Here is a 13,415-nt window from a genome sequence, read left to right on the forward strand (position 1 = left end):
GCTAATAATAACTTTATACACCATACGCCGTGGCAAACCCACCCCCTGCACTGGACACCTATCTATGCAGTCTCCGTCTGAGATTCGATTGCGCCAACGCAATCTCGATATTCGCCAATTCGATGATGTTCAGCCACAGGTTGACGACAAACAAACATATAAGTCGCAACTGAAGTATTGGCAAACAAAATTACTCCACGTACAGCAGGCGTATTATCACTCGGGTAAACGGGCCATTATTGTGTTTGAAGGTTGGGATGCGGCGGGCAAAGGCGGAGCTATTCGCAAAACCACGGAAAAACTCGATCCGCGCGGCTGTACCGTACACCCTATCGGCGCGCCCAAGCCGGAAAACCAAGAAAAGCATTACCTATATCGCTTTTATACGAAATTACCGGAGGCGGGCTGCCTCGCTATATTTGACCGCTCCTATTACGGGCGTGTGTTAGTCGAGCGGATAGAAGGCTTCGCACAGGAACATGAGTGGCAGCGCGCGTTCCAAGAGATCAACGAGTTTGAGCGCTTACTCACTGATGATGGGGCGCGTTTCGTAAAGCTGTTTCTTCATATCGACAAACACGAACAACTGAAACGTTTTGCACAGCGCCTGAATGACCCTTACAAGCGCTGGAAGCTCACCATGGAGGACTTGCGCAACCGGGAAAAGTGGCCCGATTACGAAAATGCCATTAACGATATGCTTCAATATACCGACTCCGAAGCTTCGCCTTGGCATGTTATTGCCGCGCACCACAAATGGCATGCCCGTATTGACGTCATCAGGACCATCGTAGAAACTCTTAGCCAAGGAGTGGTCATTGAGCCCCCGCCTATGGACCCAGCCATTGTCCAACTGGCGCGCCAAAAGCTGGGGCTCGACACCGACTAGGCAGAGGGTTGCTCAAATTGCCAGACGCCGTAGTAATCGCCCTGGCGCAGCAGCAGCGAGGTAAAGTGCGCCACAGCCAATAACCATAGCCCACCCACTAGAGATACGTGGCTCACCAAACCGCCCAGACAAAATATAAAACCCGCTATATGACAAGCATATTCAACATTTTTTGCCGAGCGGCGGGTTGGCCGCCAGGTCAAAAAATTAAACGCAAACCACACCTTTACCCACAGTGGTACCTGTTGCCATTGATCCGATTGTTTATCCACCATATATGCTTCCTCATCGAGAGTATCAACGTCTACTTCCAACACAGCAGCCAGACACTTCATACTTTCGAGACTCGCTTTATGACCACGTTCGATCCGCTGAACGGTACGTACATTAAGCCCAGACATCTCGGCCAATTGTTCCTGCGTTAAATGTCGGTCAATACGCAACTGCTTCAAAATCATGATGTGTCTCGCCTGTGTGTGTTGATAGTCTCGCCGCAATGGTGCCCTGTCGGCCACGAAATGGCCCCGACTTTTACCCGACAATATCTATTTTGCACAATTTACAGTTTAATTTTTGACCAAGCATGGCCGCCCGGCCCATTTCGGTGGTGACCCAATGACGCACTACCCACGGTGGATTATGACGCACATGCTGGCTATGGCCACAAGCGAGCTCCGCCACCCAGTGGTCTTCGTCGTCTTTGTGGTATCCGACAATGGGCTGTTTCATAAGCTATTGAATACGCCCCTCTAGGCGAAAATGATTATTGGCGCACAGAATCGAGGTGCTCACACATGAGTTCAGCGCCATCGAGAATTCGCAACGTATGGCGCTGAATAATATCGGGAGGCACAAAAAACAGATGTTTATTTTTAACCGCTTGTAGCGATGGGTAGTTAAGCCATTCATCCAACCAATCAGGTCGGTCTTCTCCCATGCCGCTGGCAACAATGGCCTGCGGATCGCGCGCCAGTACGGATTCGATATTGATTTTTGGCGCAATCGATACAGCGTCGGCAAACACATTGCGACCGCCACACAACCTAATAACATCACTGACTAAATGCTCGCCATTGAGTGTCTGTAGCGGGTCATTCCAGACCTGATACATAACACTGACAGGCTCGGTATTCTTATATCGTTGGTTAAGAGATTCCAGCTTTTGCAACCACTGATCCGCCGTTGCATTGGCGCTTGTCGAGGTTCCGGCCAGCTCACCGAGGGTGCGCACTTCTTGAGCAATATCACCCAATGTTCGCAATTCGTCCACGTAAACGGTGAGCCCCAAACGCTCCAGCTGAGCCGCGACATCTTCACCGTTACCGGAAGACCAGCTGAGCACGAGATCAGGCTTTAAAGCCAAAATACGCTCATAGTTAACCACTTTAAAACTTCCTACCTGCGGCAAGCTCAGTGCCTGCACGGGATAGTCACTGTAACTTACCGCGGCCACCAGTTTGTCGCCCGCGCCTGCCGCGTATACATTCTCGACAATATGCGGCGCCAGCGCAATGATTCGCTCAGCCGGTTGGGCGAGCTCAATGAGCTTACCGCGGACGTCAACAACCTGAACACGAGCCGGTTTTTCGTCGGCGCGGGTGAGCGGCGCAAAAACAACCGCCAAAATGAATAAAGCAAGCTTAACAACTCTCAATGTGTTCTCCTTTTCTATACAGGCCCGGCGCTATATTTAAACTGACGCAACGCACTTGCAATGCGGTGGCAGTCATCATCCGGTAAACCAATTCGCAACCAACCCGATACTGCATCACCGCACTCATACCCCCAGCGGGTATAAACTCCGCTGCATGCTAAATTTTTATAAACTTCAAACAGGTAATCGTTAACAGCCGCTTCACGCATTGACGTTAATGTAATAAACAGCCCCGAGTTAACCAGGGCTATATTTTCGGTCAGGCAAGACCGCAAAACTCGCTCTAGTTTCTCACTAGCTGAACGGATTCTGGCGCGTTGACGCTGCTGCCAATCGCTATCTTGCAACGCCTTTACTCCGGCCCATAGCGCAGGCCCGCTAACAGACCAAGGCGCAACCACCTCACGAATGTTGGTCTGATCTGATGTAAGCACAAAACCCAGTCGCAACCCGGCAAGACCAAAAAATTTACCCACCGATCGCAAAACGATCAGGTTGTCATGGTCCTGAATATTAGTGGCCAATGACTGAGTCATATCAATATCGACAAAGGCTTCATCGACAATAAGCCAACCCGGTAACGCGCACGCGAATTGCGCTAGTTGATTTTTCGCAATGCTCACACCCGTGGGATTATTGGGATTGATAACCACCGCATGCGCAATGGATTTACTCTTTATAAGCTGTCCTAGCTCAGTCACAGAGGCGTAATACTTCACATGGTGCCCCGCGTGTCGCCATCGACGGGCATGCTCACAATAGCCCACTGCAGGCACAGCCACATCGGACGGACCGGTTGCTGCCAACATATTAGGCAAGCGCTCAATGGCATACTGGCTGCCCGGCACAGGCGTTAGGCACTGCGCCGCGACACCGTAGAACCGAGAAGCTGCCGTGAGTAGCGGGGCTACATTGTTGGGAAGATCGTGCCAGACTGACTCCGGTACCGCCCCCAGTGGATAGGACCAGGGGCTAATGCCCGTCGATAAGTCTTGCCAACCAGCATCGGGGAGACCAAAAACGCGGGATGCATATGCCAGATCTCCGCCGTGCGCGGGGTAATCCACACTACGCGTTGTAGCGTCTTGTACAGGAGCGACATGCTGGCTGGAAACTGTAGTTTTCAATACCCGAGGCCCCCTGCCCAAACGCCGTGCACGCTCAATAAAGCTAGGGTACACAATACAATGGCGCGCCGTGTTAATAGCGTCGCTCTTAACAAATCATCGGCAATGACAGCCCTTCCCGGGGTGGCAGGTTTATCTTGCCAAACGCCGTGGTAACTTGCCCCTGCGCCTAAGCTCACGCCTAAACAACCGGCACCTGAAGCCAGAACGGCGCCGGCATTAGGGCTTGCCCAAATGCCGGCGCACTGACGCCAACACACCCAACCATTGCGGGAAAAAGCGCAGACGACAAAAGCAGCAGCGGTAAGTCTGGCGGGCAGATAATTTAGAACGTCATCCAAACGCGCCGCGGCCCAGCCAAAGTGTTGGTAGCGCGCATTGCGATAACCCCACATCGCATCGAGCGTGTTGACTAAACGATACATTACGATTCCCGGCACGCCTGCCACGACAAACCAAAACAGTGGCGCGATAACGGCGTCGGACGTATTCTCCAACAGAGACTCGATGGCCGCCTTTGCCACGCCATCTGCCTCCAGCTCATCGCAATCACGACTTACGATCATCGCGGCTCCCCTTCTGGCATGTACCAGCTGGCCATTTTTCAGGCTTGTGAAGATTGGCGCAATGTGAGCATCGAGTGACTGCCAACCTATGGCCAGATACACAGCGCCCGCCCCCAGGGCACACTGGATCATCCAGCTATCACTTGTCAGACGCGTAAGGAAAACAGCCAACACTAGCCAAGGTACGGTGGTAAACAGTAACGCCAGAGCACCTACTGCACGGGCATGTATAAATGCAGGCCTATTGAGCAGAGCCTCAACGGTGCGGGCCAAGCTGCCGAAACCTACCAGTGGATGCAGGCGTTTAGGTTCGCCGAGCAATCGATCAAGCGCAACACCCAATGCAACACTAACGGACACAAAGGAAACAATCATCTGAGTGAAGCCGCTGTCAACACAAAGCGACCAGTAAAATCAGGACTAACACTTCACTTAACTCAACCAGCGCACCCAAACAATCGCCGGTATAGCCGCCAATTTGCTTAAACCAAAATCGCGACCAATACGTCAGTAAAACCGCCAGCGCGACGATTAATACCGCGCTGTGCACAAACGACAAGCCAACCGCGACTAACGCACAGTATAAAAAAGCGGTAATCCAAAGTGACTGACTGTTGTTGACCGGAGTGCTAACTCCGCCATCGGTTTGCCGGGCGTAATCGGCCAAGGCCATAAATGGCAATATCGCTGTACGTGCTAACACGGGCGCTACCAATAGTAGACTCAGAGCGGCGCCTTGCTGCCACAGACTGGCCAGAGCAATAACCTTAAGCATAATCACCAACACCAGAGCCACCAAGGCGACAGCGCCACAGGCCGGATCGTGCATAACCTGAAGAATGCGTTCACGCCTTTGCTTTTGATCAGTAATTTTATGCCCGGCATAGTAGGCATCCATGCAATCGGCCAAACCATCCAGATGCAATGCACCAGTGAGCATCACCCAAAAGCTTACCGTTAAAGCGGCCGCCAGCCATGTACCAAACCCGGCAACGAGAGACGCAAATAATACGAGAACTAGCCCCAGCACCAGTCCCACCAGCGGATAAAAATACACAGCCGTCGAAATGGTGCGAGAGTCAGGCTTGTGCAGCCATTTGCCAACGGGTAGACGGGTTAGAAATACCAGCGCGTATAAAAACGCCTGTAGATAATGGGTTAGCTTATGATTGATAGACATACTCAGTCTCACCTGGGGCCAGAATATGAACCGTATTAGCATTAAATGTTGGCGCCACTATTTTGATAGACGCTGCGAAACCATAACCGACATTCAGTTGCATCATGCCCGCGGGGCTTTCACCTCGCGCTATATTTAGCAACAGCTTTATTACTCCACCATGGGTAATTAATAATACTTTTTCACTTGCCCTATACTCTTGTACCAGCGTCAAAACGCTGTTTAGTACCCGGCCTTTGAAGTGTGTATAGGCTTCACCCGCCGGCGGCGTGACCTGATCAGGCGCGCGCGACCAGGCCAGACATAGGGCCTCATGCTCTTGCCAAACTGATTCGACCTGCAGGCCCTCCCAATCACCAAAACTCATCTCTCTAATACCCGCATCTACACGCAGCGAGACATTTGAGTTTGTCGCTAAACCCTCAGCAAATGCTCGACAGCGGATGAGAGGTGAACAGACAATGCTTTGCCAGGGGCCCTGTAATTTTTTCAGGCCGCCTGCCATATGCTGCCAGCCTTCAGCCGTTAGCGGTACATCGGTAGAGCCACGGAAAATTGCCCCTCCTTCACAGGCGCCGTGCCTGAGTAAATCAATCTGCATCGGCAACACCCGCCTCGGCAAACGTTGCCATAGACCCGTGTAAATTCAACGCCTGACGGACCAAGTTAGCGGCGAGCGCGGCACCACTGCCCTCGCCCAATCGTAAGTCAAGTGACAACAACGGGGTGACCCCAAGCTTTGCCAGCGCCACTGCATGTCCGGACTCATCAGAAAGATGCGAAAACACCAACCAAGGTTTAATACTGGGGTTCACGGCGACGGCAATAGCGGCGGCGGCTGTCGTAATAAAGCCGTCAACGATGACCGGAATACCGCGCTGCGCGCAGGTGATATAAGCGCCGACCAGCGCTGCAATTTCAAACCCGCCCAATGCGCCTAGAAGCGCCATTGGGTCTTGCACCGTAGCATCGTGTAATGCGAGCGCCTGATCAATAACCGCAACTTTACGCTTTAGTGCCGTCTCATCAATACCGGTGCCGTGTCCGGTCATTACCTCTGCAGGCAAATGGTAGAGCGCGGCCAACAAAGCGCTCGCCGCCGTGGTATTGCCAATGCCCATTTCACCGCCAATAAACATGTCGGTTTCATTAACTTGGTTTCGCCCTGCGTTCAACGCAGCCTCCAGCTGCGGTGCCGACATGGCTTTGGCAACGGTAAAGTCCTGGGTAGCAGGTGCAATGATCGCGTCCACCAGTACCGGGTGAGCGGGTACCGCGGCGACACAGCCTAAATTCACCACTTTGAATTCTGCCCCCAATGAATCTGCGAGCACACATATAGCCGCGCCTCCGCTGCAAAAATTCTGCACCATTTGCGCCGTAACAGACTGTGGGAAAGCCGACACGCCTCGCGCAGCGACACCGTGATCCGCGGCAAACACGCGAATTGCAATACGCTTTAATTGTGGTATTTCTCGCCCCTGCAAACCTGCGAAACGCACCGCAAGAGATTCCAACTGACCAAGCGATCCCGCAGGTTTAGTTAAATTTTCCTGCCGGGCAAGTGCCGCTTGGGTGGATACCTTATTAACCGGCTTGGCCAAGTCGCGCAACCATTCTAATTTCATACATCCCTCTCTAACGGCTACCGATTGGCTCGCCCTTCAATGACATTGGCAATCCGGCAACGACTAACGTCACTTGATTGCATCGCTCGGCCAGCGCTTGATGAAGCCAACCGCTGGCATCGACAAACTCACGCGATAGTTGCCCCAATGGCACAACCCCCGAACCCACTTCGTTGCTAACGAAAACCCAACTCGGTGTATTGCCCAAAGCCAACTGCCTATCAATTTCCAGTAGCAACAAGTCGCGTTGTTGTGGCCAGCACCCGGCGTGTAAACAGTTGCTAATCCAAAGCGTTAAGCAGTCAACTAACACCCACGAATTATCATCGAGTAGGTTGGCTAGCGCACGGGCCAACTGCACGGGCTCTTCTACCGTTCGCCATTGATCGGCGCGATCGTGGCGGTGCTTGGCAATACGCGATTGCATTTCATCATCACCGGCCGCCCCCGTTGCCAAATAAACAGGTTTTTCGTGAACCTGACACAAACTCAAAACGCTCTGTTCCGCCAGCCGGCTTTTGCCGCTGCGTGCGCCACCAAGAATTAGTTGCATGATGCGTTTCCTACCACAATGGGCTTGCCGGTTTTTGGGTGGGGCAGTATCAACACGTCTGTTTCAAACACATCACTCACCAATGCTTCGGTTAACACATTTTGCGGCTGGCCATTGGCGACGCAGCGGCCGCGATCTAGAACGACGAGACGGTCACTGTAACTCGCCGCCAGAGTAATATCGTGTACCGTCATTAATACCGCCACACCGGTAGCCGCAAACGATTTAACCGCCTCCATTAACTGGTGTTGATGACCTATGTCTAAACTGGTTACCGGCTCGTCGAGTAATAAAAGACGTTCTCTGGCATCTTGCTCTCGCCATATTTGCGCGAGCACACGCGCCAAATGCAAACGCTGTTGCTCTCCGCCTGAAAGCGTGGGGTAAAAACGTTTGGCCAGGTGGCTCACATCCATGGCCTCCATAGCCTCATGGCATATCTGCACATCCAGGACTCTACCGGTGCTGTGTGGCCCGCGTGACATAGCCACAACTTCGAAACCCGTGAAGGCAAACTCCAGCGTATTATGCTGGGAGAGAACAGCCATTTGACGAGCCCTCGCCCGTGGCTCAATCGTACTGAGCAATTGCTTCTCAAGCAAAACCCGGCCGCCACTGGCATTGACATCACCGGCTATCGCACGCAGCAAAGTTGTTTTACCCGCACCATTGGGGCCAATAACTGACACAACTTCGCCTGCGGCCACGTTTAAGTCCATGGGCAACAGCAGCGGTTTACCCGCCACATGAACGGCGACTTGCTCGATACGCAGCCGTGTCATCGAATCAACTCCCGATGGCGTATCAATAAGAAAACAAAAAACGGCGCGCCGATCAGCGCGGTAACTAACCCCACAGGCAATTCCGTGGGGGATAATAGAATTCGTGCAAGGGTATCGGCTACGAGCAACAAGCTGGCACCACCCAATGCGGAAAGCGGCACCAGTGTGCGATGATCTGGCCCCACACACAATCGAACCATATGGGGCACAACCAACCCGACAAATGCGATACTGCCGGCCACGGCAACGGACACACCAACACCTAAGGCCACCCATATTATTAACTGATTTTTCAAACGCTCTACATTCACCCCAAGGTGGCGAGCTTGCGACTCTCCTAGCAGCATTGTGTTGAGCGCCTTGCTGGTTCTCGTCATAGCCAGCAACATAATTGCCAGTACCGACAACATTAAACCGGCGCGCGCACTGTTGGCTCCGTCCAGTCCACCCATGCGCCACAGGCTCATTCGACGCAGACTTTCATTGTCAGCGAAATAATCCATTAGCCCAGTGGCACTCGCAGCCAGTGCACTCACAGCGATTCCCATCAACAACATGGTTGCTACCGAGGTGCCTTGCAGGCCGGTTGCCACACGATAAACCAACCACACAGCCATGAGCCCGCCAATGCAGGCGCCGAGAGAGACCAGCGATAAACCGCCTATTAAGGTGCCACCGCCAATCAAAATCGCCGCGCTGGCACCGACCGAAGCGCCGGCAGTCACCCCTATTAAGGAAGGGTCTGCCAGGGGATTGCGAAACATGCCCTGCAAGTAGGCCCCACATACCGCGAGTACAGCGCCAACCGATGCAGCCAACAGAGCACGAGGCAAGCGAATTGAGCGGACAATTTCATGGCTAATGCCCGGCGCTTCGCCCCCCAACAATGCACTCAACACCACAGGAAACGACAAGCGCACAGACCCCAGTGCAATGGCGCCCACAAAGCTTATAATCAGCGTTACGATTAATGCCGATAACGTCCAGCGACGGCGGTGCCTGCGAGGATCCGCTGTACTCATAGCGACTCCAACTGCATTAACCACTCAGCGTTTAAATGTTGTTCAAGTGTATCGGCCAACCGATTCAACTGATTATTGCGGTGTACATCCAGGTCAAACTCTTGCCATTGCGCACTCGCGTCGCTGGCCCATTGCAATAGCTGTTCGAGTGCCTTGGGGTGATCAAATAAGCCGTGAATATAGGTAGACAGTATTTGCCCATCAGCGCTTATCGCTCCATCATGGGTGCCATTATCCAACTGGAAAACGCCTTTCTCTAGTGCTGAACCGACAGATACACCACAGTGAATTTCGTAGCCGGAAAATAACGCAGAGCAACCTCCCAGCTGAAACTCACCGCGCACATTATTAAGCGTTTTATTGGCCTTTAGCGTGGTGACATAGTCAAACAGCCCCAAGCCTGCCATATTCCCGGGCGGCCCTTCTATGCCTTCAGGGTCGTTGATGGCTTGCCCAAGCATCTGCATCCCCCCACAAATACCCAACAGCTTGCCACCATAACGCAGGTGTCGGTTTAACTTTTTCTGCCAATTGTTTTCTAGTAATGCTTGTAAGTCAGCACGTACATTTTTACTTCCCGGTAAAACCAATAAATCGCACGCAGGTAAGGCGTCGCCAATGGCAACGTACTGTAAATTTACCTGAGGATGTAAGCGTAACGCGTCAAAGTCAGTATGGTTGCTGATACGGGGAAGCACCGGTACAACAACATTAAGCAGATCTTGCTCCTGCACTTGACCGGCGTGAATGGCATCTTCGGCGTCCAGATAGAGGTCATGTAAATAAGGTATGACCCCCAGCACAGGCTTGCCGGTATATTCTTCGAGCCAGTCGAGCCCCGACTGCAACAGCGCTAAATCTCCGCGAAACCGGTTAACAACAAAACCTTTTACGCGCGCACGCTCGCTGGGTGACAGCAACTCTAGCGTTCCCACTAAATGGGCAAACACTCCTCCCTTGTCGATATCGGCTATAAGTATGACCGGACAATCCGCAGCCTCGGCAAACCCCATATTGGCAATATCATTGTCCCGCAGGTTAATTTCAGCGGGGCTGCCGGCGCCTTCAACTAACACACATTGATACTGTTTTTTTAAACGGGTAAAAGAATCCAGTACCGCTTGCTGTGCGGTTGCTTTGTAAGCGTGATAATCCAGCGCCTGCATGTTACCAATAGACTGGCCTTGAATAATCACTTGGGCACCGACATCTGAGAACGGTTTTAACAGCACCGGGTTCATATCCGTGTGTGCGGCCAACCCGCAAGCAATCGCTTGCAATGCTTGGGCACGGCCTATTTCACCGCCGTCTGCTGTTACCGCGCTATTAAGCGCCATATTTTGCGGTTTGAAAGGCGCGACCTTTACTCCCCGGCGGTTTAATAATCGCGCCAACCCCGCCACCAGGGTACTTTTACCCGCGTCGGAGGTTGTGCCCTGCACCATTAAGCAGTTCATGTCTACGTATACCGCCTAAGGCAATGTTCTAGCATTAATAATCCACACCTTTACGCGCTTTAATACCAGATTTAAAGGCGTGTTTCACATCTTTCACCTCGGCGACAGTATCGACCAGATCTTGCAGTGCACTACCGCCACCGCGGCCGGTAACAACCACACTTTGCTCGCGCGGGCGGTTTTTAATTGCCTCCAACACCTTGTTTTCCTCAAGGTACTTATAGGCAATCATATAGGTCAGTTCGTCCAGTACCACTAGATCGACCGTATCGTCCGTCAATAATTTCTCGGCTTCCAACCAGGCTTTTTCCGCCTCGCGAATGTCGCCCGACCTATCTTGCGTATTCCAGGTAAACCCCGTGCCCATTTGATACAGATAAACTTGCGGGCAATGGTTTTTAATGTACAGCTCTTCACCGGAGAGTTGCTCGCCTTTAATGAACTGGATCACGCCCACTTTGTGACCGTAACCCAGCGCACGCATTACCATACCGAAAGCAGAGCTCGACTTTCCTTTGCCGTTGCCGGTCAACACAATGGCCACGCCACGTTCAGAATCCGCCGCGGCAATGCGGGCATCGACCTTGGCTTTTTGTTTTTCCATGGCTTTTTTGTGGCGTTCGTTTTTACTCTGCTCTTCGGTCATGGTAATTCCTGACAATGTTGTGATGCGATTAAAAGGTAACGTCCAAACCGGCATAGCCCGATGCACCGGCAGTTCGATAGTTGGGCACTTCTACATATTCTTCGTCAGTTAAGTTTTCACCGCGAACGTAAAAGCTAACGGCTGAACTTAACGTGTAGCGTACGCTGGCGTCCAATACTTGATAGCTTGCGATAGGATCACCATAGCGGTCCTGAGTACCATCGGCGGTGCGGACGTTAACCGATGCTTGCAATGCGCCGGCCGGTACGAAAGTGAAACCTACATTGGCCATATTCTCCGGCTGACGGGCGCGAACAGAGCCTTCAGCCGTTTTGGCATCGGTGTAGCTGTAGTTGGCATTGATTACCAGCCAGTCGGCCATGGGAAAATCGGCGATGAATTCGAAACCTTCTGACGTACTTTCGCCCGCGCTTTGCACATAACCACCATCCCAATCAATTTCTCTATCAATGCCTTGGTCAAAATACACCAGCTCTAAATGCAAACCGCTGTTGCCAAAGTACTCGATACCCGCATCCCAACCTTCACTTTCCTCTGGGGTTAGCGGCGCTAATTCGGGATTATTTTGCTGGCGATTGTAGTCGATTTCAAACAAGCTTGGGGCTCTGAATCCGGTACCGTAACTGCTCTTAACTTTTAGCGAGCCAGCATTTAAATCCAGTACGTAAGCCCCACTCATGCGAAAGGTATTGTAATCGCCAAAATCATCGCTGTCGTCCCGACGTACACCCGCTGTGACATACAACCCATGCCCGTAGTGCCCCTGGTACTCCGCATAGGCTGCCCATTGATCACGACTCAGCTCCAGCACTTTGTCTGCGCGCTGCTCCAGACCATAGGCAAATGTATGTGTGTCACTCAATTTAGCACGCCCTAACCACTCAAGCTTTTGAATCTCGCCCTCGGTATCGTAGGACACGGCACCTGCCGCAATATTTTGACGCGCTACGTCGGTGTTGGAATAAGCTAATTCATTGTTAAGACGTTCAGTGTGGTACTTGGCGCTTACCCGCGTGTTGGTCTGTTCAAAGTCGCCAATACAGTCGTCCTGATAAGGCCAGCTGCACCGATCAAATTCATTGCTGGCGTCGGTGTCGCGTAGCACCGCCTCCAGACGCAGTGCACCGCTGACATTCCAACCCACCCGACCGTGCAATGTCGTGTTCTCGTAACCGTCATCGTCGCGCAAGGCTGCATCGGCTAAGCTTGCGTTAAAACCTTCCGTTTCTGCGTAGGAGGCGCCCACAAAGTAATCTAGAGTCTCATTGGCGCCACCTACACTGGCGTTGTAACGCTGGCTGTCGTAACTGCCACCTTCCGCTGCGAGCTTCACCTGGGTCTCGTCGCTGGCAGTGGTGGTTGAGATATTCAAGACACCGCCGGAATCGGCCCCATACATAAGCCCCTGGGGCCCACGCAATAGTTCCACCCTACTCACATCGGCACTCATAATGTGCTGTAACTGCGCCCCGGCCTGAGTACCGGTAGGATCAGTGACGTCTACGCCATCGACGCGCACCATTGTGCGGTAGCCTGACTCACCTCGTACACGAATCGAAGTCGGCTTACCCATACCACCGGTATTGGTCACCGACACCGACGGCATGGAACGAAGCACATCGGCCAGCGCGGTAAATCCGCGCGCTTTAATTTGTGCCTCATCCAACACGGCTATGGAGGTCGCCACCTCGCGCAAAGGCTGTTGCTGGCGTGAGCTCACCACCACCATGGTTTCCAATGTAGGCAGCAAGGCTTTGGTATTTTCAGTATTGTTAGATTGGGCAAATACAGCCGTCGATAAGGCAGAAACCGCCACGGCTAAAATAGTTTGTTTCAAGGTTCAACCCCTAAGCAAATTGGACTTGGGATCGAGGGAGGAATAGCAATTCG

The 13,415-nt window shown here is 52.6% G+C and carries 15 protein-coding genes; 1 reads left to right on the forward strand and 14 read right to left on the reverse strand.

The window, feature by feature from the left end; all coding sequences use genetic code 11:
- Positions 1-64 precede the first annotated feature (64 nt).
- A complete protein-coding gene (locus QWI17_RS01810; protein WP_302720776.1) occupies positions 65-889 on the forward strand; it encodes a polyphosphate kinase 2 family protein in 825 nt (274 codons plus the stop codon).
- Here the strand turns inward: QWI17_RS01810 and QWI17_RS01815 are convergent.
- The 14 genes from QWI17_RS01815 to QWI17_RS01880 all read right to left on the reverse strand — a co-directional run bounded on the left by QWI17_RS01815 (position 886) and on the right by QWI17_RS01880 (position 13,362).
- Entirely contained in the window at positions 886-1,347 is a 462-nt protein-coding gene (locus QWI17_RS01815) for a helix-turn-helix domain-containing protein (RefSeq protein WP_302720777.1), read from the reverse strand. The two genes, QWI17_RS01810 and QWI17_RS01815, sit on opposite strands and share 4 nt — an antisense overlap.
- A 73-nt stretch (positions 1,348-1,420) precedes the next feature.
- Positions 1,421-1,618: a DUF3565 domain-containing protein gene (locus tag QWI17_RS01820; protein WP_302720778.1), complete on the reverse strand. Its 198-nt coding sequence runs from the start codon at positions 1,616-1,618 to the stop codon at positions 1,421-1,423.
- Positions 1,619-1,652: 34 nt separating this feature from the next.
- Complete coding sequence (locus tag QWI17_RS01825) at positions 1,653-2,543, reverse strand: cobalamin-binding protein (RefSeq protein WP_302720779.1); 891 nt, start codon at positions 2,541-2,543, stop codon at positions 1,653-1,655.
- A gap of 14 nt (positions 2,544-2,557) precedes the next feature.
- The gene (locus QWI17_RS01830) at positions 2,558-3,670 is read right to left on the reverse strand and encodes a threonine-phosphate decarboxylase (protein WP_302720780.1); all 1,113 of its coding nucleotides are present in this window, start codon (positions 3,668-3,670) and stop codon (positions 2,558-2,560) included.
- Positions 3,667-4,611, reverse strand: a complete 945-nt coding sequence (cbiB, locus tag QWI17_RS01835; protein ID WP_302720781.1) for an adenosylcobinamide-phosphate synthase CbiB — start codon at positions 4,609-4,611, stop codon at positions 3,667-3,669. The genes QWI17_RS01830 and cbiB overlap by 4 nt, the downstream gene beginning before the upstream one ends.
- 16 nt (positions 4,612-4,627) lie before the next feature.
- Complete coding sequence (cobS, locus tag QWI17_RS01840) at positions 4,628-5,416, reverse strand: adenosylcobinamide-GDP ribazoletransferase (protein ID WP_302720783.1); 789 nt, start codon at positions 5,414-5,416, stop codon at positions 4,628-4,630.
- On the reverse strand, positions 5,400-6,017 hold the full coding sequence (locus QWI17_RS01845; protein ID WP_302720784.1) for a histidine phosphatase family protein: 618 nt from the start codon (positions 6,015-6,017) through the stop codon (positions 5,400-5,402). The genes cobS and QWI17_RS01845 overlap by 17 nt, the downstream gene beginning before the upstream one ends.
- Positions 6,007-7,044: a nicotinate-nucleotide--dimethylbenzimidazole phosphoribosyltransferase gene (cobT, locus tag QWI17_RS01850; RefSeq protein WP_302720785.1), complete on the reverse strand. Its 1,038-nt coding sequence runs from the start codon at positions 7,042-7,044 to the stop codon at positions 6,007-6,009. Before cobT ends, QWI17_RS01845 begins: the two co-directional genes overlap by 11 nt.
- 10 nt (positions 7,045-7,054) lie before the next feature.
- Entirely contained in the window at positions 7,055-7,600 is a 546-nt protein-coding gene (gene cobU / locus QWI17_RS01855) for a bifunctional adenosylcobinamide kinase/adenosylcobinamide-phosphate guanylyltransferase (RefSeq protein WP_302720901.1), read from the reverse strand.
- Positions 7,588-8,379 carry a heme ABC transporter ATP-binding protein gene (locus QWI17_RS01860; RefSeq protein WP_302720786.1) on the reverse strand — a complete coding sequence of 264 codons (792 nt, stop codon included), beginning with the start codon at positions 8,377-8,379 and terminating at the stop codon, positions 7,588-7,590. Before QWI17_RS01860 ends, cobU begins: the two co-directional genes overlap by 13 nt.
- Positions 8,376-9,401, reverse strand: a complete 1,026-nt coding sequence (locus tag QWI17_RS01865; RefSeq protein WP_302720787.1) for a FecCD family ABC transporter permease — start codon at positions 9,399-9,401, stop codon at positions 8,376-8,378. The genes QWI17_RS01860 and QWI17_RS01865 overlap by 4 nt, the downstream gene beginning before the upstream one ends.
- Complete coding sequence (locus QWI17_RS01870; protein WP_302720788.1) at positions 9,398-10,858, reverse strand: cobyric acid synthase; 1,461 nt, start codon at positions 10,856-10,858, stop codon at positions 9,398-9,400. The genes QWI17_RS01865 and QWI17_RS01870 overlap by 4 nt, the downstream gene beginning before the upstream one ends.
- 34 nt (positions 10,859-10,892) lie before the next feature.
- Positions 10,893-11,504, reverse strand: a complete 612-nt coding sequence (gene cobO, locus QWI17_RS01875) for a cob(I)yrinic acid a,c-diamide adenosyltransferase (RefSeq protein ID WP_302720789.1) — start codon at positions 11,502-11,504, stop codon at positions 10,893-10,895.
- 28 nt (positions 11,505-11,532) lie between these two features.
- A complete protein-coding gene (locus tag QWI17_RS01880; protein ID WP_302720790.1) occupies positions 11,533-13,362 on the reverse strand; it encodes a TonB-dependent receptor plug domain-containing protein in 1,830 nt (609 codons plus the stop codon).
- Between the last annotated feature and the right edge of the window lie 53 nt (positions 13,363-13,415).

Source organism: Gilvimarinus gilvus (genome assembly GCF_030518155.1).
Taxonomy (GTDB): domain Bacteria; phylum Pseudomonadota; class Gammaproteobacteria; order Pseudomonadales; family Cellvibrionaceae; genus Gilvimarinus; species Gilvimarinus gilvus.